Raw genomic sequence first — 21533 nt, 5'->3', positions numbered from 1 at the left:
AACCTTTATCAATTTAATTTGCCGGTATCAAGCCAGATAGCGTCTGGCTTGGCATAACACAGAAGTCGCAGACGGGCAGAGCCCGCCGCAATCACACATCAATCAGTTATGAACCTGAACTGTAGTTCGGTGCTTCTTTGCTGATAGTCACATCGTGAACATGAGATTCACCCATGCCAGCTGAAGTGATTTTCACAAATTCCGCTTTCTCATTAAGCTCTTTAATCGTGCCACAACCAGTCAATCCCATGCATGAACGAAGACCGCCCATGTGCTGATGAATGATCTCTTTAAGCTTACCTTTATAAGCCACGCGACCTTCGATACCTTCAGGCACTAGCTTGTCAGCAGCATTATCACTTTGGAAGTAACGATCTGAAGAGCCTTGGGTTTGCGTCATCGCACCTAATGAGCCCATACCGCGGTATGACTTATAAGCACGACCATTATAAAGTTCAGTTTCGCCTGGCGCTTCATCGGTTCCGGCAAACATAGAGCCTGCCATGATGCATGATGCACCAGCGGCTAAAGCTTTTGCCAAATCGCCAGAGAAGCGGATACCGCCATCGGCGATAACAGGAATATTAAGATGCTTAACCGCTTCAGCGGCATCAGAAACTGCAGTAATTTGCGGTACGCCCACACCAGTAACGATACGAGTAGTACAGATAGAACCAGGGCCAATACCCACTTTAACGGCGTTAACACCAGCATCAACTAGCGCTAATGCGCCTTCTGCTGTTGCCACGTTACCACCAACAATCTGCAGCTCAGGGTATTTAGTGCGAGTGTCACGGATACGCTGTAGTACACCTTCAGAGTGACCGTGTGAAGAGTCGATAAGTAAGATATCAACACCAGCTGCAACAAGTGCGTCAACACGCTCTTCGTTACCAGGGCCTGCTCCAACAGCAGCGCCAACACGTAGACGACCTAACTCATCTTTACACGCATTAGGCTTACGCTCAGCTTTTTGGAAATCTTTTACTGTGATTAGACCTTTTAGCTTGAAGTTAGCATCAACCACTAATACTTTCTCAACACGGTGAGAGTGCATCAAGGTTTGAACTTCATCGAGCTTAGTACCTTCAGGTACGGTGACCAAACGATCTTTAGGGGTCATCACTTTATCGACAGTACGGCTCCAGTCAGTGATAAAACGCACATCACGACCAGTAATAATACCAACAAGCTCATTCGCATCATTGACGACAGGGTAACCGGCAAAACCGTTTTTCTCTGTCAGAACTTTAAGCTCATCAAGTGTCGTTGTCGGCTTTACTGTCACTGGCTGCTGAACAATACCTGCTTCGTAAATTTTAACCTTACGCACTTCTTCGGCCTGCTGCTCAATGGTCATATTCTTATGAATAAAACCTAATCCACCTTCCTGAGCGATGGCGATCGCTAGGCGAGCTTCAGTCACGGTATCCATGGCTGCAGACACGATTGGAGTGTTCAGTTCTATTGTATTAGTCAGACGAGTCTTGAGTACGGCGGTATTAGGGAGAACGGTAGAGTGAGCTGGAACCAGCAACACATCATCAAAAGTTAGGGCTTCTTTTTTTAATCTTAACATGCAACATCTCCCCAAGAGATTAGAAAATAAAGGTGAAAATATTGCGGCGGGATTATACCTTGCATATTAGGTCTGGTAAATGGAAAATAGTAAAAAAGTACCATTAAGCGTGAATTTTCTATGAAAATGCCAAAAAATAATGTTTATACCGTCTCACAGCTCAATGGTGAGGTGCGCCAGCTTCTTGAGGGCGAGCTAGGGAGAGTCTGGCTTAACGCCGAAATATCGAACTTCTCCTCTCCCAGCTCCGGCCATTGGTACCTAACACTTAAAGATCACTTCGCGCAAATTCGCTGCGCCATGTTCAAGGGCAAAAACCGCACAGTCACTTTTAGACCAGCCAACGGTCAGCAGGTACTGGTCAAAGGTTCAATCAGTGTCTATGAACCCAGAGGTGATTATCAGCTCATCATTGAGTCCATGCTACCAGCCGGTGACGGCATGCTAGCTCAGCAGTATGAAGCCTTAAAGATGAAGCTCGCAGCCGAAGGACTTTTTGCTACCGACACTAAACGACCGCTCCCGACGAATATCAATAAAATAGGGGTTATCACTTCAGCAACAGGTGCAGCGCTTAAAGATGTGCTTCATGTGTTAGCAAGGCGCGACCCCTCCATTGAAGTGGTGGTTTATCCCACTCAAGTTCAGGGTGATAACGCGGCCAAACTTATCTGCCGCGCGATCGAGCTTGCCAATGCCAGACAGGAGGTCGATGTGTTACTGCTTACCCGTGGTGGTGGCTCTCTAGAAGATTTATGGTGCTTTAACAGCGAAGACTTAGCCCATTGCATCTACAACAGTGCCCTGCCTGTCGTCTCTGCCGTTGGCCATGAAGTGGATACCAGCATCAGTGACTATGTCGCCGATGTCAGGGCTCCCACACCATCAGCTGGTGCGGAGCTGCTCTCTAAAGATGCTGATGATAAAGCCCACAAGTTAATAGCTGGCCTCTCTCGCTTAAAGCAAAGCTGGCAACATTACCAACTTAAAACGGTTCAGAAAGCGACAGCTCTTGAAAATCGCCTGCAGCGACAAGATCCCAAACGCCGACTTGAGCAGTTTGAGCAGAGCTTCGATGAGATGCAGTTACGCCTTAACGCCGCCCTCAATAGCAGAATTCATAAACTGGCACTAAAGCAGCAAAACTTAAGTCACAGGCTCAGCCAGCAATCCCCTGAGCACAGACTAACCCTAGAAGCTAAGCGTCTAGATTACCTAACCACACGCTTAAACGAGGGGATTAAGGACAAGCTACATGATGTAGAGCTAAGCCTTAAAAACAGTGCCCATCAACTACAAACAGTCAGCCCCTTAGCCACACTTAGTCGCGGCTACAGTATTACCCAAGATGAGTCAGGCAAAGTGCTCCTCAATGCAAAAGATGCAAAAACAGGCGACTTGCTGACCACAAGACTACTTGAGGGGGAACTGCGCTCTAAAGTGGTTTAGTCACTTATCGGATATTAAGTTTCCAAGTATCATGTGGTTTAGTTGCTTATCGGATAATAAGCTCCCAAGTATCATGTGGTTTCATTGGGCAGGCTTAGTGTTTGGTTGGTTTGCTGGATACCATAACTGAGTTGGTGTTTATTGCTTACAGCATGTGCCATACAGGGTCTTGAATGTTCCCTACATTCATAAGACATTTCCCATATCCCTATGGGTCAGATGTATCAATGTCGTGATCACATGGATGTGAATGAACGACCCTTATGTGTGAATACTTCTGCGGGACGCTATAAATATGTCTGACCTCCAGGGATGGAGGAAATGCAGAAAAAATGTCTGGAACATTTTCTGCCCTATACGCTCTACGACATCATCCTTGATGTCAAAGGTCACTGCCGCGTTCACACCAGTTGTTAATCTCTTCGAATTAAAATTTACTTGTAACTCGATTTTGGACAACAATTAGTTAGGGTAAGAGTTCTAAAGGTAGGTAGTCGGATTAGTAAATGTATATTAATCAAATAAAGCCTACACAGACCCCACATATTCGAGTTTGAACTTGGCGTAAAATACGCGAAGCGTATGCCAAGTTTAAACGGAGCTTTGGCATCAGATTGAGTGCTTTGTTATGCATTTTCTAGTTTTTCCGCGAGCTCTTTTGTTAGTATCCAGTGATCACCCGTGTCAAATGCGGCAACCCAACTGGCATTTACTAATAAGCACGTCTTTGTAGAATTTGCAGAACTTAAATGTAAATCCACTTTGGTCAAATTTACTGAAAGCTCCCCTAAAACCGAACCTCGTGTAAACTTAACACCCTCACCTTTTTCACCGACTTTCTTAAAACCAAATTCTTCAAGTTTTGATTCTAAGACGTCTGGGTTATAGGTAACACTTACCAAGCATTTGTATTTTGGAAATACAGCAAGGAACGGCTTACTCTTTCCTAAATCTCTATGTGGAGCAACTTTGTAACCTATAGTGATCACAGCAAGAATTACTATTACACTAATAATTTCAACAACCATAATTTTCCTTCGAAAGTACTTGATGCATAACGAGCCTGTAGAATTTCTCTTCTAGAAAAAATAGGCTCAAAAATGATAAAAATTAAGCCCAAAACACGCAGCAGTGTGAACTGTACTGGTCAACTCACCTAAAACAGTCTAAATTCTCACACCGCACTTACCAAATAATCTATTTAATGGGATCACTCAGACTTGTTCAACAATTGCCATGTTGTTCGCTAAAGCAGGACGCGGCCTACCCTATTTGTTAGCTGTGACTGTTCAATATTGCCCTTTTTGAAACGGTAAAATATAAAGGATCATTCCAGTTCTTATATTCACAAAGACACGTATAGACCAATTTAATAGCGTGCGAATCTTCTGACTTTAGTGCTTTTTCGATGATAGGCGAAAAATTAATGTTTTTTTCAACAGTTGTGATCTCTTTATCTTGATAACGAAGTCCTGTGCTTAAATACGCAACAACAATAGCCTTCCACAACTCTCTGAGAGCTGTTTGCTTATCTTCAAGGTAAGGTAAAACAATTGATAATGCGTGACACCCTGTTACGGTATGCAAAAGAGTGAAGTCGTCACTTAAGTAAAATGACTTTATCGTAAACTCTCTAAGTGTTGATATGTCAATAATATTCGGCTGAGTAATACTACCCTTGTTTTTCAACAATATGCCGATTTCAGACATTCTATCTACTATAAGTCCTGGTGAAAATTTATGATTCTCACCTAATGGCGATAACTGAGTAAGTATACTTTCTAGACTTTCATTTGTAGTTTCTTCATTTAGTTCAAATGACTGATATTCTGCGCTCCAATATGCGAGGGCAATAGCCATTTCGCTTTGGCAATTAGCTTCTATTGCATAAGCTAACCTGATAAGTCCATGAAATGCTGAAGCAGCTACACCAGAGATTAATATAGGTAATGATTTTTTCAGTACAGCTTGTGTACCGCATTGTTCTAACTCGCTTTTGAAATACGTTAAATAGGATCTAAAACTTTCACTATTGCCAAGGTTACTGTCAATACCATTTACCGAGGTAACACCCTCTAAGCTTCCTATTTCCTCAAGCCCTTTTATGCTTTCATCGAATGTATGTTGCAATTTAATGCTCGAGGCATTTAAAAGATCTAAAGCCGTTAATACCATAGGTAAATGTGTTGCTAGACCATCGCCATATAATGGATGATAGTGGCCTGATTTTTCTAATAGTAGATCTAACAATTTTAATTCTTCCATGATATCCCTGTCTCCCCAAAAAGCCGACGAGCCTGTAGAATTACTCGTTATTGTTTAACACAATACGACGACGATATCGAAGTTTCTATGGCTATTCAATTTTTCACTTAAGCTTATTTCTGATAGGGCTTGAGTGGATATGTTAGTTGAGGACAGCCTGAATGTCTTTCTAAGGCTCACCTAAAACAGTCTAAATTCTCACGCCGCACTTACGTAGTAAAGAATCAATTTAAAGGGGTCACTCGGGCTTGTTCAACAATTGCCACGTTGTTCGTTAAAGCAGGCCGCGGCTTCGCGTGGAATATCCTTATTAGTTATGCTTACACTACTCGGAATATAGGTATATCGCAGCTGCTTTACCCATATTTTTATAGTCGTGCCCAACCCCTTGAACTACATGGATATTCCAATTGAATTTAACATTAAGATTAGAAGCTAATTCTTTTGATTTTTTGAAAAAGTGCTTTCCACGACTTAAGCGATAAGTGCCTTGAATATCCAATTGTGGGTTTCTTACAAGATGCCCACGAGTTTCATGCTCATTGTCTAGTTCACCGAGAAAAAGCGTAAGCTTAGATTTAAAAGCTGAGCTTATTTTTTCTCGCGTAGAAACGCCCTTATTAAGACCGTAAGGAAAATTTTCTTTGAAAGTCGGAACTGTATACCAACCAGAATTTGACGCTAAGATTCGATTTGCTTTGTTTTTAAAATCAAATAATGCAAGACGATGTAATATTTGACCACCAGCAGAGTGACCGAACATGTCATACTTTTTTGCTGTTAAGCTAAGTTTAGAAACGGAGTAATCAAAGACCCGATCAAAATCACTAAAAATCCATTCATTGGAATCAGAAACAACTGTATAGCTTTCTATTGCACTTTTAGCTTTATTGATTTTTACATCAGATAGCATTCTTGCAATGTTGTAATTCCAGAACCTCGGATAAAGCTTTTCAGAATAACTAGGAGATAAAATCAATACATTGTGTTTTTCTGAGGCTTCAACCCATGAATCACGATAGCTCCATCCATTTCTTCCTGCTCCAGGAATAACAATAAGTACTTTAGTGTTTTCATCATAGGAATTAGGTAAATGATAATAAATATCAATCTTTTTTTCTGTGTGCCCTTTACCACCTTCAATTGTGAATTTACCAGATCCTAAATTGATATTTTCATTCGCAGCGAATGTACACGAAGAAAATAAAACAATAATTATTGATATAAAAAATTTCAAATCGACTCCTTGATTTAGATTGTAAGCATAACGAGCCTGTAGAATTACTCGTTTTGATTAATTTTTAATACCATACAAGGACAGTATCGAAGTTTCTATCGTGATTCAATTTTTCACTTGGCTTTATTCTTTGATGGGCTTTTAGCGGGGATTTCAGCTTAGGTTAGCCTAAGTGGCCTTTATGGAGCTGTTATAGGCTTTTCGCAGCTGATTTGGATGGCAAAAAGTCTACCTGCCTTTAATGCATCCTACTTTGTAGCTTCTCGATATTATGGACTAAGCAGTACATTTGCCATTGTGCATTGACCTTAATTTGACCTCGCAATAATTTAGCCGCAATAATTTATCAACCCAAGGTAAATCAACAAGATACATCGTCTTCTATATACCCAGTTTCAGACTGGGGAGGGAGTAGGTAAAATCAACTTATAGCGCAGATACTGCCTTTGTTATGAGGTTTTCGGTCTATTTAGTCGTTAAACGTGAGATTGCGTGCAAGGCTGGTCGCCTCTAACTGCTAGGAGGTTTTAATTCAGGTGAAGAGTGTTAATTCAATCGATTTCAGCTATCTTCAAAAAGTTTACAACAGCTTGCAAAGTGTCGCCGATGCTTATCTAAATGCTCACAATAGCGGGTCAGTTCTTGTAAGGTCCCTACAGGACCATGAAACAATTTACCGAAATCAGAGGTAAGTCTAATCCAGTTATCCGCAGGAATATTGAGCTTAGTTAATATCTTAGTTGCGCTTACTGAGATACTTCCTCGTTTGTCATCCCGAATGATTCGGCCTGTTTCATCGACCAGCTCTAAGTAATCTTTCAGCTCAAAGTTGATACCTTTAGTTTGGTTTACTGTTTCATTACCGATAAACGGCAACAGTGAGTGAGATTTATCTCCTCTTATCGCTGCCTTAACACGAGTTTGAATACTGGTATGGTCTGAGGTATCAAGCGTTTGTGACATCTTAGCCCGAATGGGGTTTAGTTCAACATACGCCATACAGGTCAGCACTGCAGCCTCATCAAGCAGAGCCTGACTCTTAAACCTTCCCTCCCAGAAACGGCCTGTACACTTGTCCTCTTTATTAGCCATTCGAGCAATTGGCTCGTTTAAGCACCTCATAAACCAAGATATATCACTCAATCGACTTCTATACTCGGCTATTGAGCGTTTAAGTTGAGCTAAGTGATGTCCCTCAACCAAGTCGCCATTGCCAAATTGTTGTGTTGGCTCTGTACCTTTAAACAGTTGATGCCACTGTAAGACGACTTCTTTGTCTGTCCAACTGTTTGCCTGCTCTATATCTATGCGCAACACCAAATGAAGATGGTTCGACATCACCGCGTAAGCCTCTATATCGATAGCAAATATATCGCCTAGTTCGATTAGCCGAGATTCAACCCATTGCCTGCGATGTTCATAGGACTTACCTGAAAGCTCATCGACCCCTGTCAGCCAGGCTTTGCGGACGAGACGTGATAAAAAGGTGTGTCTTCGATACTGATTTGAGTTCTTCTTGGTTGGGGCATCATCGTCTCCTACTTCAACTTATATCCAAAGTTTAGTCAGAGGTTGGAAATAGCGTTAGTTTACTGTGGGTGTCCTGAGAAGGGAGTCGTTATGCCCGCACTTTTAGCGCACTCTCATAATCCACGATCAACCCTTCACGAAACGATTGGAAGTCTGTCACTGATGAAATGCTCCTCCCTTGTTTTGTCATAACTTGCTCAAATGTAGTAAGAAATGATTTGATAAGCGCAGGCGATAAGTCTCTATTTAGTATGACGTCAACTCCATTGCTTTGTACTTCAATCGCTGTTTTGAGAACTTCTTGAAATGGCTTGTCATTGCTAGCATAAATGAACTCTTGTTGATCAGGTTTGTTCACCCAATTTTCAAAGAATTTATCCAATAAAAACAAGTCCCAAGTCATGTTGATTAAGTGCTTCTTATTTATTTCGGCTGAATGCCTAGGCGCATACTTCATTAACTTAGGTATGCGCTGCTTACCAAATAGTTTGATAGCTAAACAAGTTGCGACTAGCGAAAATAAAAACTCCTCATGGCACCAACGCCAGAAAACCTCTAGCTTGTCTTCATTCGATAAGCCTCTGTCACAAAAGTACAATTCGGTTAGCTTCAGGACTAGAACATAAAGAGTGTCCCACTTTTTTAACCTGCGATATTCTGTTAGTTTTTCATTCAACTGAGAGCGGTCTAAACAAGCTGGATTCGGAAGCTTAATTGAATCAGTTTCACTAAGCACAAACTCAGCTAAATGGTCCATTTCAGCATTGTCAATTTGACGGAACAATATTAAGTCATCAATCAATTCGTCAGGACATTGATTTTTATAGTTTAACTTTTCATAGATTGCGATTGTCGGGTCAAACTTAACGTTTGTAAATTTGGCAAAAACTACAAGAGCTATTGCACTTCTGTGTAATTTGTTCTTTTTCTCTTTCTTAAATGCATTCAGTATATATTGATAGATGTTGAGATCTAAATGGATTGCGTACTCTACCCCGCTCATTTCAGAATTGTATAAATAAGCGGATGGGTTAAAGATCTCCTTCTCATCATTTAGAGAAAATGAATGAATCAGCCAATCTTCCTCTAAAAGGAGATTAATTACTTGTTCCGCATAATCCGGAAATTCATAAACTACGTATTCCATCTTTGCCAATTTTCTCCTTTAGGGCATAACATTTGTATACACGCCTTGCGCGTTTATCAAGTTAGACCAGTAAAAGTGTATGTGCTTAATCGTCTGACTTATAATCATTTACAACGACTAGTCTAAACACACCTTCTGGAAAAACGAGAATGCACACTTTGTTTGCCTCGTATCTCCTGCAAACCGAGCAAGCGCGTTTTTAGTTACTTGAATTTACATCTATTTCTATTCCCACTCAATAACAAACCGTGAACTGATTGCGCAAAATTTAGAGATTTACCGCACAAAACCGATACTACTGTACATAAGTGCAAACACTGATGAACTTAGAGGTTTTGCTAAATGTAACCCATACCTTTCCGACCGATGAGAAAAGTATTGCAAAGAGAACAGTGCTACATAGTACAAATTGCTGCGAATAACACACAAAGGGACAAAAATGATTTACAAAGCCTTACCTAATACAGCTAAATCGAAGAGACAAATAAACAGGTGTAGATGCGGCAGTGACCGTCCGTGACATGGACGTCACGGCCGAGACTATAGGGATATACTCGTGTCGTGTCACTGAAGTAGCTGCACACTCCCCCGCTGGAGGCGATAGACAACCATGAAGGTACTACCTTCGAACACAACACCAAATATCAAACTAGCCAGAAACTAAATATATAAATGCAACTTCCATCATTAGAAGCCCAACAAACTGGATCCCGAGACCAATTCAGCCAAAAGTTAACAGGAAGAAATGTATTCAGCCTTCATTCGAAGGCTAGCTAACTTTAGGGCAAAAATCAGTTGCAAGACTCTAGCTGTCTGCTGGATGATTAACCCCGTCATTGGTGACGACAGCACCTAAGTCAAAAGGATTTACACCTTCTAAACAACCTATATTAAAGCCATATTCCTGCGGATTAGAGCGGCGCTGGTGATGAGTATAGATCCCGCAATTTGAGCAAAAATAATGTTTTGCAGTCCCAGTATTGAATTGGTACAACTTAAGAAACTCCTCGCCTTTCACGATACGGATATCATCAAGATTAACAGAGCCGACAATGGCGCCTTTTCTACGGCAAATGGAGCAATCACAACGCCTAGGGTTCACTATGCCTTGAGGTAGTGATAGTTCCAGCTCAACAGCGCCACAATGACAGCTTGCTCTGTGCTTCACTTGGATCTGCGTTTCTCCAACTTGCTTTAACATATTTCCCCCTAATGGCATAAATAAGACCACATCATGAGGTGTCGTCACAAAATTTACTCTGTATAGCTCAATATAAGATGATCATTATTGCTAATAAACCCAGTGCATAATCCTCGGAGTTCAGAGTCAAACTCTTCCCTATAAACCGCATCCAGTAAGTCTATCAATTCCTGAATTTGCTCCTCACTCAAGGCCCTGCTTTTGCGAAAAGCTAAATATGAAGCCCCCAAACCAATTAACTTATAACCAAACTTCTCATATAAAGTACGGGCAAATACAATGTTTTCAAAAGGGCTAAGATCGTCATCAAAATACCCATTGGGAAAGGCGTATATGGTTTCATAGCTATGTTCAACGGGAACTTTTAGAATATATAGCTCACGATCTAGAAGTGAGGAGGGATCTGTGTTGACCTCCTTAAAGTCACCTTCGTCATCACAATACAAGCCAATACTTTTATCGCACACATCTTCAAAAGTGACACTTGGCAATTTTAGCTCTATATTTCTTCTACGAATATAGAACTCCTCTTTACAACTCAAATATCCCTTATGTTCACCATTGTCTTCAAAGCACTGCGGAGGAAGCCCCTCTAATTCTATTCCATCAATGCTATCCAAATCATGACGTAGTTTCGTGTGCATTGAGGTATAGCAAGCTTGCCCAAGATCGTCCAATGTCACTAAGAAATTATGACCTACATCTTGTTGCTCTAGCTCTTTTATCCCATCACTTAATTGTGTAAAACTCTCACAGCCTACGACCTCATATCTATCACACAAGAAACTCTGGCTACTTGTATTGATTAGTCTTAATTCCATATAAATCCCTCATAAAAAACATACACAAAGTAGCTTAAAATTTCACACAAAAGCAAGTGCATAGATGATTACACTGGTTAGTGTTACCCCACAAGCTGTCCTCAGCAGACTAACAAACACTAAATGAGCCTCCTAAGGTTCAAAGCTCAAAAAGCGCTATTACTTCACAATTTTAATAAAATCATCCTCTGAGTAGGCACCTATTCTCTTCGCTATTTAAGGTTATTCATTTAGTATTCGCCACCCTAAATTTTCTTGGTAACAAACCTTGTCACTCGCTCTTCACGTCACTGCACCTTCAACTGCGTTATATACAGATCTATCGGGCTATTATGATCTCATGTGTGCTGATATCGATTACAAGGCCCAGAGTGACCATATTCGTAGGCTCAATAGACTGTTTGGCAATGGCGCTAGTACTCACCTGGATCTTGCATGTGGCACAGGCCCCCATATTCGTCACTTTATCGACTATGGCTTCCAAAGCTGCGGTTTAGATATCAATCAACCTATGCTCGACTTGGCACAAGTTCGCTGCCCAGAGGCCGAGTTTACTCTGCAGGATATGTGCAGCTTTAGGGTGAATAATCCGGTCGATCTAATCACCTGCTTTCTCTACTCTATCCATTACAACGATGGGATCTGTAAACTCAAGCAGTGTCTCTCTAGCGTCTATAACGCGCTCAGCGAGGGGGGGATATTTTGCTTTAATGCGGTGGAGAAAACCAAGATAGATAACCGCGCCTTTGTCAGACACAGCACTGAGTTTAACGACAGTCAGTTTACCTTCAGCTCGGGCTGGAATTACAGTGGCGCTGGTGAACGCCAATCACTTAAGCTCAGTATCGAGAAAAGTAACGAGCAAGAGAGTCAAGTCTGGCAAGATGAACACCCTATGGTTGCCGTGAGCTTTGATGAACTCGAGCAGCTACTATTACCTCATTTTGAGGTGCATATCTTTGAGCATGACTACGACAAGATAACTCCACTGCAGCCAACTTCTGGCAACGCCATATTTGTCTGCGTAAAACGATAACAATTTATAAAAATATACCAATAAAAAGGCCAGCTAATTAGCTGGCCTTTTTACTCTTAAGACGAACAGTAAACTCTACTTTTTGTCTTTGATATGAGTCATCATACGCTTACGGCGACGCTCTTGGCTCACAGTTAGCTTCTTGGTGTTCATCCCTTCAAATGGGTTGTCGCCATCTTGGAAACGAACCTGGATCGGAGTTCCCATCACTTTCAATGAACGACGGTAGTAGTTCATCATAAAGCGCTTGTATGAATCAGGTAACTTCTTAACTTGGTTACCGTGAACAACCACGATAGGCGGGTTATATCCACCGGCGTGAGCATATTTAAGCTTAACACGGCGACCATTGACCATAGGTGGCTGATGATCGTCCTGAGCCATCTGCATAATACGAGTCAACATCGAAGTGCTCACACGACGGGTAGCACTCTCATAAGCTTCCTGTACCGACTCAAAAAGATGTCCAACACCAGTACCGTGGAGTGCTGAGATAAAGTGAATACGAGCAAAATCGATAAAGCCAAGACGACGGTCAAGCTCGCTCTTTACTCTGTCTTTAATATCCTGATCGATGCCATCCCACTTGTTAACAGCGATCACAAGTGCACGTCCCGCATTAAGCGCAAAGCCTAAAAGACCAAGATCTTGCTCGGCGATACCTTCACGAGCATCGACGATCAATAACACGACGTTACAATCTTCAACCGCTTTCAGTGTCTTAATCACTGAGAACTTCTCAACGGTTTCATTAACTTTACTACGACGACGCACACCAGCGGTGTCGATAAGCACGTATTCACGGCCATCTCGCTCCATCGGGATATAGATACTGTCGCGGGTTGTACCCGGCGCATCATAAACCACCACACGCTCTTCACCTAAGATACGGTTAGTTAACGTCGACTTACCTACGTTTGGCTTACCAATAACGGCAAGTTTAATCGGCAAATCCTGAAGGCGAGTCTGCTCAGCTTCCGCTTCCTCTTCGGTGTACTCACGCTCCTCTTTCTCCTCTTCATCATCACCGTCACGGTTCAGACCCAGAGCTTCAGCGTAAGGTGCTAAGGCATATTCAATCATGTTAGTCACACCACGGCCCTGTGCAGCAGCCATCTGATAAACTTCACCCAGACCTAATGCCCAAAACTCGGCACAGGCAGAATCAGCATCGATACCATCAACCTTGTTTGCTACAACAAAGGTGGTTTTTTCACGGCGTCTTAGGTGCTCAGAGATAGCTTGATCAGCAGCGGTTAAGCCAGCTCTTGCATCTGTTAAAAATAGCACCACATCTGCTTCTTCAATCGCAGCCATAGACTGCTCAGCCATGTGGGTTTCAATCCCCTCTTCAGTGCCATCAATACCGCCAGTATCAACAACAATGAACTCATAGCCTGATAAGTGAGCACGACCATATTTACGATCCCGAGTCAGCCCAGGATAGTCGGCCACCAAAGCGTCACGCGTTCGCGTAAGGCGGTTAAACAGGGTCGACTTTCCGACATTGGGACGACCAACAAGGGCCACTACTGGAATCATTTTTATGCCTCTATCTACAAATTCTTTTAAAATATAAAAAACGAAAAAACTTAAGTTCAGTAAACAAAAAGCCCCCGGAACACGCTTCCAGGGGCTTATTATCGTTTAAACAATAATTTATGGGAGCGTTATTCTAGCAACTTTACCATTTCGTGTTTGAACGTATATGTTATCACCTACAACCAGAGGTTGGCTAAATAAGCCTGAACTGTCGACCTCTACACGGCCAACAATATTACCATTACTCTTGTCGATAAAGTGAAGGTACCCTTCAAAATCACCCACTACGATGTAGTCTTTGAACACGGCTGCAGACGTTAAGTCACGATTTGCCAGCTCAGTATTGCTCCAGTTCTCCAGACCATTACGTCTATCTACTGCGTAGATGCGACTATGATCGTCAACCAAAAACAGGTTAACACCCGAATCGGCTAACTCATGGAAACTTGAATATTTACGGGTCCAGACAACACGACCAGATCTTAGCTCCATCGATACGAGATTACCGTTAAAACTCACTGCGTATAGGTTTTCACCAATAATGAGCGGCATCATATCGACATCGGCCATACGGGTAAACTCATTACCGCCTTTTGGCGTATAAATCGCTTGCTCCCATGCAGCCTGACCATTGTTCTTAATCACAACGGCTATTTTACCATCGGCAGTTCCCACAAAGAAACCACCCGCTTCATAGTTTGCAGAACCTGTACCGCGTAAGGTTAATGTTGGCAGCTTTGACTCATAGATCCACTGCTGCTCACCATCTTCAACGCTGTATGCCTCGAGCGTTCCAGCACTGGTATTGACCACAACAATATCTTCGGCAACAGTTGGCGCAGATAATAGCTCACCACCAGTAACAACCGACCATTCGGTTTCACCGGTTTCAGCATCGAGTGCACCAAGTAGACCACTTTCGCCACCGATAAAGACCTTGTCGCGAGCAGCGGTAACGCCAGCTGCAAGTTTAGCCCCTTTATTTTTGGCTAAGATATTATCTTTAAAAGCTGAGCTGAAGTCTCTCTCCCACGCTCTTTCACCAGTGGCTTCATCAAATGCAACCACCTGACCGTAACGATCGGCAACATACAGTTTGTCATATCGTGCAGCTGGGCGTAGGCGGGAGTAATAAGGTCCCACACCATTACCAACCGAAGCACTCCAGCTTACTGTTGGAAAGACACTTGCCTCGATTTCAGGCAAAGGGCTCACCGGCTCCTCTTCTACGTCACTGGATGAACAGGCTGATAACAGACCTAAGCTCAATCCACATGCGAGCAATGTTTTGCACCAAGACTTCATGGCAGCTTCCTTATGCCTTGTTCAAATTATCTAGCTTCATTTGTAGCGCAGGACTAGCCGTTGCTCCACCGTTATCCACGGCAGCTTGATACGCAGCTTTCGCTTGCTCAGCATCGCCTTTGCGCACTAGGAAGTCGCCTTTAAGCTCATCTCTTTGTGCTGTAAATGCAGGATCTGATACTTGCTCTAACGTGGTAATTGCAGTGGCAATCTGGCCTTGCTCAGCTTGAACACGAGCCAAACGGATAGTGGCAACCATCACTAAGCTAGTATCCGCAGCCGACGCAATCACACTTTTCAGTGTAGTTTCGGCTTTTTCTAAATCACCTGATTCAACTGCCGCTTTAGCAACAATAAGCGATAACAGAGACTGGTAACCTTTTTGGCTGTGCTCTTTAGCAAAAGTCTCTGCAGCAGCTAACATGCCCGCTTCATCTAAAGCTGGAGCGCTCATAGCTTGAAAAGCTTCTGAAGCTGATTCAGCCTGAGTGATCTTATGTTCTGAGTAGTAGTTCCAACCAAAAAGGCCGCCTAAACCGACTACTGCACCAACGACAATCGAAGTTCCATAATCTTTCCAGAACTGTTTGATAGCATCTACTTGTTGTTCTTCTGTGCTATAAATTTCCACGCAATCTTCCTCTTAAATCTGCTTGGCGATATAAGTTGCTAATCCATCACGTGCAACTAATTCTTGTTCTTTTTTCTCGCGGAGATACTTGACTGCAACTTGGTTATTGGCAAGTTCATCTTCACCTATAACCAGTGCGATCTGGGCACCACTTTTATCCGCGCGCTTCATCTGTTTCTTGAAGTTACCGCCGCCACAATGACTCATAACCCTAAGGTTAGGCAACTCACTTCTTAAGGTTTGAGCAATTTTTATCGCTTCAATCTTACTTGTATCGCCCATCGCAGTCACATAAACATCGACAGTTGAAGGGATATCACTGGTTAACTCTAATGTTTCAAGCAGTAAAACGATACGCTCTAATCCCATAGCAAAACCAACAGCAGGTGTATCTTTACCACCGAGTTGCTCAACTAATCCATCATAGCGTCCACCTGCAAGTACGGTTCCTTGTGAACCTAAACTAGAGGTAACCCACTCAAAAACAGTACGATTATAGTAATCTAAACCACGCACTAAGCGAGGGTTGATGACGTATTGGATACCAACAGCGTCTAAGAGTTCACATAAATGTGAAAAATGTGCTCGTGACTCTTCACCGAGGAAGTCCATCAACTCAGGTGCATCGACCAATAACGCCTGAACTTCAGGGTTCTTGGTGTCTAAAACACGCAGTGGGTTGGTGTACATGCGACGTTGGCTCTCTTCATCAAGTTGCTCTTTAAACTGCTCTAAGAACTCGATAAGGGCGCTGCGGTATGTGGCACGCTCAGCTGGGTCACCTAAGGTGTTCAACTCAAGTGTGACATGCTCTTTAATGCCAAGCTTTTCCCATAAACGGGCAGAAAGCATCAGGACTTCGGCGTCGACGTCGGCAGTGCCGATGCCATAAACTTCAACACCAAACTGATTAAATTGACGGTAGCGACCTTTCTGTGGGCGCTCGTGTCTAAACATAGGGCCCATATACCAAAGACGTTGCTCTTGGTTATAGAGCAAACCATGCTCATTGCCGGCACGTACCGTTGACGCTGTTCCCTCTGGGCGAAGTGTTAAGCTGTCACCGTTACGGTCATCAAAGGTGTACATCTCTTTTTCTACGATATCAGTGACTTCACCGATTGAGCGTTTAAAAAGGTCGGTACTCTCAACGATAGGCGTACGGATCTCGCTGTAACCGTAGGCGGCAACAGTCTCTCTTAATACAGTTTCTAGTTTTTGCCATAGAGGACTTTGGGTAGGCAGAATATCATTCATTCCGCGAATTGCTTGGATCTGTTTTGCCACGGTATAGACTCGTCCGATTTAACTTTTAAATTTAACAGCGCGGTGCAGTATATCTCTATACCTAAGCGACCTCAAGGCGCTCTTTATCGAGCGCGAGTAGGATAGCTAAACAGGCTGTGATTAACTCACAAAAAACGCCGAGACAGAGCTCAGCGTTAGTGAATAACTCGTTACTTACTTATTTAGATCTTGTACCGGAATACGTCCATTGATGATTGAGGCTTTCGCCCTTATTTTAGCTTCAAGAGAATCGACGATATTATCGTTATCGAAACGCTCTTTTTGTCTAACGCCATCATCAAAGTAACCGCTCTTACGATTGCCTCCAGTCAAGCCAATATCTGAAACCAAGGCTTCACCAGGGCCATTAACGACGCAACCGATGATAGAGACATCCATAGGTGTGATCACATCTTCGAGACGGCGCTCAAGCTCATTAACCGTATTGATAACATCAAACTCTTGGCGAGAACACGATGGACAGGCGATAAAGTTAATCCCGCGAGAACGGATCCGCAGCGATTTAAGAATATCAAAGCCCACTTTAATCTCTTCAACTGGGTCTGCGGCCAATGAAATACGCAAGGTATCACCAATGCCTTCGGCCAGCAGCATCCCAAGTCCTACGGAAGATTTAACAGAGCCTGAACGTAAACCACCTGCTTCGGTTATGCCTAAATGAAGTGGCTGCACTATCTGTTTTGCTAGCAAACGATACGCTTCAACGGCAAGGAATACATCAGATGCTTTAACGCTCACTTTAAACTGATCAAAATTGAGTCTATCTAGGATATCCACATGACGCATCGCAGATTCAAGCAGCGCCTCTGGCGTAGGCTCTTTGTACTTGTCCATCAGATCTTTTTCTAAAGAGCCACCGTTAATACCTATTCGAATAGGGATATTCTTATCACGGGCACACTCAACCACACTTTTAATGCGAGACTCATTGCCAATGTTACCTGGGTTAATTCGCAGGCAGTCTACGCCATATTCAGCCACTTTAAGTGCAATACGGTAATCGAAATGAATATCGGCGATCAGAGGAATATTGGTCTGCTGCTTAATCAGTTTAAACGCTTCAGCGGCATCCATAGTCGGCACAGAGACACGTACAATATCCGCACCTACGTTTTCCAATGCACGAATTTGAGCAACAGTGGCATCAACATCAGTCGTTAAGGTGTTGGTCATCGATTGGACTGCAATTGGTGCACCATCACCAATAGGAACGTCACCTACATAGATACGGGTTGAAGCACGTCTTTTAATCGGGTTTTCGTTGTACATCTTGTTTACTCTATATGTCTGTTACTTGCTGATGCTGTGTTAACACAGCATCATTATATCTTGATTCAGGCTTGGAGTCTTATTCGGCAAAAGGCAAGCTAAATCTGGCAACGCGCCCATTAGCATAATCAGCTAAACTGATACTCTCTTCGTTTAGCTTAATTGTCACAGCCTGGGGTGCACCTAAGGTCAGTTTAAAAGGTTCACGTCCCTTAACTTCAAGTAAGCTGCCCGCTTTCTTCAGATCATTAATGAGTACTTTGCCATCGGCATCTTTGACGTTGATCCAGCAGTCAGCCACTAAGCTCAAGCTTAATCTTGATGCACCTAAGCTGTCGACAGAGGGGAGATCTTGCACAATCTCGCTTTGCACCGATACTGGTAGCTGCTCAGTAGAAACCACTGTCGTTGCCAAATCACTGCTTTCAACGTTAACCGTTTCAGGAGACAAATCATCAATATCGTTACTGTGGACAACACCGCTATTAATCGCTGAGTTATTGATACTCAGCCCGGTGTCTGAGCTTTCAATTCCAGAGCTCTCTATTCCAGAATCTCGCTCTAGAGTTGGATCGGGTAAGGCTTTTGTCGAAAATGGCTCCTGTATTGACTCTGCCATCTCCTCCATCGTAGGCTTTGAAAAATCGACACTGGCTTGAGTATCAGATTTTTGCACCCACCATAAAACCAGTAGAGCTAATAAAATAAAGGCGATCAGATAGGTGACAAACATCAGGCGTCCATCACGAGCTTGACGTGTTGTTTTACGGGAGAAGCTTTGCATCTCAGGCGCACTGGCCTTGGGGAGTTGAATATCTAGGCAAGCTTGTATCGCTTGTGCATCAGCCTGAACGATTCGGGCATAGTTTTTCACATACCCTTTCACATAGATGGCTGAGGCGATGTCGCCAAAATTGTCAGCTTCTATGTCTTCGACGATACAAGGTCGCAAATGCAACTGCCCCGCAATATCGCCAATACTCGCCCCTTGCTCTTCACGGGCGGCTTTTAACAGGGATCCGAGCGTCATCTGTTCGGATATGTCTGGGGTCTCATTACTGTCTGCTGCATCCTTGAGCATATCGACTTTCTTATTTGTCATCAGTGCATACTGGCTCGATATCGCTTAGCCTCAATAGATGAGGGAAACTTAGCTAAAAGTAATATGCCAAACTCTCTGGCGGCCTCTTCATCGTTTAAGCCCCGCTCAATCTCAACTCCTAAGGTCAAACTTTCGGCAGATTGGGCGATGACACGATGGTAGCGTGCAAGTTGCGCACGTGCATCGAGATAGTTATGTTCCTCAATCTCGATCTCTGTTAATTCAAGTAGAGTGCTTCCACTTCTGGGATTGTATCTAAGTGCGGTACTGAAGTATTTACGCGCTTTCTCTATCTCTCCAGCCTTACGACTACAGATCCCTAAATTTTCATAGCTGTCCCCTGAGCGAGTATAACTGGGCATTTTGACCGCTCTAAGGAACATCTTCTCAGACTCTTTGTATTTCTCTTGTTGACAAAGAAACACACCGAAATTGTTTAACCCGTCGCCACTGGCGTCTCTCGCATTAATGGCTTTACGGTAGGAGTCTTCGGCATTTTCAAGCTCACCGACTGTTTGATAGTAGTAAGCCATTGATATGTGTACATCTTGAATATTCGGGGCAAACTCAACAGCTTTATCTAAATTGTACTTAGCTTGCTGGCTGTTACCTTTGCGCAGGTAGGTTAACCCGAGTTGTGCACGCTTCTGCGCGGCCAAGACATTGTCGAACTCCCTTTCGGTCACAGGAACGTCGGTTCCAGTATAAGTACTTTGTGACACGCAGGCACTCAACATACTCGAAAGAAGTATGGTAAGTGCGATTTTTTGGGGCAGTCCGTGCTTCATTGACAAGCCTATCTATCTACAATTTACAATGAGTTAGTTTATTGTGACCGATATTTGGCTATCTTGCATGCGTTTTTTCGCTAAACGCTTAGTTCTGTCTCTGATATCACCGGCCAATTGACCACAAGCAGCATCAATATCGTCACCACGAGTCTTGCGAACAATCACTGTTAGACCGTACTCCATCAATACTTTGGAGAAACGATCGATACGAGAATTAGAGGAGCGACCATAAGGTGAACCAGGGTAAGGATTAAACGGAATAAGGTTAATCTTACAGGGGGTATCTTTCATTAATTTAGCTAATTCATGGGCTTGGTCTGTGCTGTCATTGATATGATCTAACATGACATACTCAACAGTTACACGTCCTCGGTTAGCGTTCGACTTAGCAATATAACGGCGGATCCCACCTAAAAACTCCTCTAAAGGATACTTTTTATTGACTGGAACCAACACGTCACGCAGTTCGTCATTAGGAGCATGAATACTTACCGCCAAAGCAACATCTAAAGCATCACCTAACTTATCCAATGCTGGTACAACCCCTGAAGTTGATACCGTCACTCGGCGCTTAGAGAGGCTGAAACCAAAATCATCTAACATGATATCCATTGCAGGGATCACGTTCTTTAGGTTCAGTAGTGGCTCACCCATTCCCATCATAACGACGTTAGTAATAGGACGTTCGCCAGTCTCTTTCACAAAACCGATAAAGTCCGCAACACGCCAAACTTGACCAATAATTTCAGAAACCGTTAAGTTACGATTAAAGCCCTGCTGAGCAGTCGAGCAGAAGGTGCACTCTAAAGCACAACCCACTTGTGATGAAACACACAAGGTTGCTCTGTCATCTTCTGGAATGTAAACGGTTTCAACTTCCTGGCCTTGACCAACATTAATAGCAAACTTAATGGTGCCATCTTCAGACTTTTGAAAGCTGGAAATTTCAGGCGCAACAATCTCACAGCGGGCATTAAGCTTCGCACGCAGCGCTTTGTTAATATTATTCATCTCGTCAAAGTCACTGACGCCAAAATGATAAATCCACTTCATCAATTGATCGGCACGAAACGGCTTCTCACCCATTTCAGTGAATAATGCTCTTAACCCTTTACGGTCAAGATCCAATAAATTGATTTTCTTTTCACTCATTTTGACTAACCTCAACACCTAATACACGCCACAGGGCGGCGAATTATACAGAGATACCCCAATTTTAGCTAGCAGTGATAGCGCTGGCCATTATATCTACACCTAAGATACTCCCTTTCTCAACTCTTATCCCATAAAATATGTTTAATGCAGCATATGTAGGAAAGC

17 protein-coding genes and 2 pseudogenes are annotated in these 21533 nt (G+C 43.1%); 2 read left to right on the top strand and 17 right to left on the bottom strand.

Going from position 1 to position 21533, the window contains the following annotated elements; translation table 11 throughout:
- Positions 1 to 106 precede the first annotated feature (106 nt).
- Complete coding sequence (gene guaB / locus SWOO_RS07925) at positions 107 to 1579, bottom strand: IMP dehydrogenase (RefSeq protein ID WP_012324191.1); 1473 nt, start codon at positions 1577 to 1579, stop codon at positions 107 to 109.
- Between the two features lie 120 nt (positions 1580 to 1699).
- Here guaB and xseA point away from each other — a divergent pair, with 120 nt between their 5' ends.
- Positions 1700 to 3028, top strand: coding sequence for an exodeoxyribonuclease VII large subunit (xseA, locus tag SWOO_RS07920; protein WP_012324190.1), 1329 nt, complete (start codon positions 1700 to 1702; stop codon positions 3026 to 3028).
- Positions 3029 to 3654: 626 nt separating this feature from the next.
- Here the strand turns inward: xseA and SWOO_RS07915 are convergent.
- From SWOO_RS07915 to SWOO_RS07885, 8 genes and pseudogenes are all read right to left on the bottom strand, one after another.
- Entirely contained in the window at positions 3655 to 4056 is a 402-nt protein-coding gene (locus SWOO_RS07915) for a hypothetical protein (protein WP_012324189.1), read from the bottom strand.
- Between the two features lie 247 nt (positions 4057 to 4303).
- A complete protein-coding gene (locus SWOO_RS07910; RefSeq protein WP_012324188.1) occupies positions 4304 to 5293 on the bottom strand; it encodes a questin oxidase family protein in 990 nt (329 codons plus the stop codon).
- Positions 5294 to 5618: 325 nt separating this feature from the next.
- Entirely contained in the window at positions 5619 to 6530 is a 912-nt protein-coding gene (locus SWOO_RS07905; protein ID WP_012324187.1) for a hypothetical protein, read from the bottom strand.
- 238 nt (positions 6531 to 6768) lie between these two features.
- Positions 6769 to 6855, bottom strand: a pseudogene (locus SWOO_RS26560) (transposase); the annotation flags it as partial.
- 236 nt (positions 6856 to 7091) lie between these two features.
- Positions 7092 to 8059: pseudogene (locus SWOO_RS07900) on the bottom strand (transposase).
- An 89-nt stretch (positions 8060 to 8148) separates the two neighbouring features.
- The gene (locus SWOO_RS07895; protein WP_195742875.1) at positions 8149 to 9216 is read right to left on the bottom strand and encodes a hypothetical protein; all 1068 of its coding nucleotides are present in this window, start codon (positions 9214 to 9216) and stop codon (positions 8149 to 8151) included.
- Between the two features lie 796 nt (positions 9217 to 10012).
- A complete protein-coding gene (locus tag SWOO_RS07890) occupies positions 10013 to 10408 on the bottom strand; it encodes a GFA family protein (RefSeq protein ID WP_041417542.1) in 396 nt (131 codons plus the stop codon).
- 53 nt (positions 10409 to 10461) lie between these two features.
- Positions 10462 to 11229: a hypothetical protein gene (locus SWOO_RS07885; RefSeq protein ID WP_012324184.1), complete on the bottom strand. Its 768-nt coding sequence runs from the start codon at positions 11227 to 11229 to the stop codon at positions 10462 to 10464.
- 340 nt (positions 11230 to 11569) lie between these two features.
- On the opposite strand from SWOO_RS07885, the gene SWOO_RS07880 reads away from it, so the two are divergent.
- Complete coding sequence (locus SWOO_RS07880) at positions 11570 to 12265, top strand: class I SAM-dependent DNA methyltransferase (RefSeq protein ID WP_049774452.1); 696 nt, start codon at positions 11570 to 11572, stop codon at positions 12263 to 12265.
- A 75-nt stretch (positions 12266 to 12340) separates the two neighbouring features.
- On the opposite strand, the gene der is transcribed toward SWOO_RS07880, so the two are convergent.
- The 8 genes from der to SWOO_RS07840 form a co-directional block, all read right to left on the bottom strand.
- A complete protein-coding gene (gene der / locus SWOO_RS07875; protein ID WP_012324182.1) occupies positions 12341 to 13807 on the bottom strand; it encodes a ribosome biogenesis GTPase Der in 1467 nt (488 codons plus the stop codon).
- Between the two features lie 117 nt (positions 13808 to 13924).
- The gene (gene bamB / locus SWOO_RS07870) at positions 13925 to 15112 is read right to left on the bottom strand and encodes an outer membrane protein assembly factor BamB (protein ID WP_012324181.1); all 1188 of its coding nucleotides are present in this window, start codon (positions 15110 to 15112) and stop codon (positions 13925 to 13927) included.
- Between the two features lie 10 nt (positions 15113 to 15122).
- Positions 15123 to 15743, bottom strand: a complete 621-nt coding sequence (locus SWOO_RS07865; RefSeq protein ID WP_012324180.1) for a tetratricopeptide repeat protein — start codon at positions 15741 to 15743, stop codon at positions 15123 to 15125.
- 12 nt (positions 15744 to 15755) lie between these two features.
- Complete coding sequence (hisS, locus tag SWOO_RS07860) at positions 15756 to 17030, bottom strand: histidine--tRNA ligase (protein WP_012324179.1); 1275 nt, start codon at positions 17028 to 17030, stop codon at positions 15756 to 15758.
- A 174-nt stretch (positions 17031 to 17204) separates the two neighbouring features.
- Positions 17205 to 18320, bottom strand: coding sequence for a flavodoxin-dependent (E)-4-hydroxy-3-methylbut-2-enyl-diphosphate synthase (gene ispG / locus SWOO_RS07855; protein WP_012324178.1), 1116 nt, complete (start codon positions 18318 to 18320; stop codon positions 17205 to 17207).
- Between the two features lie 79 nt (positions 18321 to 18399).
- Positions 18400 to 19422 (bottom strand): RodZ domain-containing protein, encoded by a 1023-nt coding sequence (locus SWOO_RS07850; RefSeq protein ID WP_012324177.1) that lies wholly within the window; start codon positions 19420 to 19422, stop codon positions 18400 to 18402.
- Complete coding sequence (pilW, locus tag SWOO_RS07845; protein WP_012324176.1) at positions 19422 to 20210, bottom strand: type IV pilus biogenesis/stability protein PilW; 789 nt, start codon at positions 20208 to 20210, stop codon at positions 19422 to 19424. The genes SWOO_RS07850 and pilW overlap by 1 nt, the downstream gene beginning before the upstream one ends.
- Positions 20211 to 20243: 33 nt before the next feature.
- On the bottom strand, positions 20244 to 21365 hold the full coding sequence (locus SWOO_RS07840; protein ID WP_012324175.1) for a bifunctional tRNA (adenosine(37)-C2)-methyltransferase TrmG/ribosomal RNA large subunit methyltransferase RlmN: 1122 nt from the start codon (positions 21363 to 21365) through the stop codon (positions 20244 to 20246).
- Positions 21366 to 21533: the final 168 nt, after the last annotated feature.

It is taken from the genome of Shewanella woodyi ATCC 51908 (genome assembly GCF_000019525.1).
GTDB lineage: Bacteria > Pseudomonadota > Gammaproteobacteria > Enterobacterales > Shewanellaceae > Shewanella > Shewanella woodyi.
Note: the sequence above shows the minus strand (reverse complement) of the source record. Positions and strands in the feature narration are given on the sequence as shown.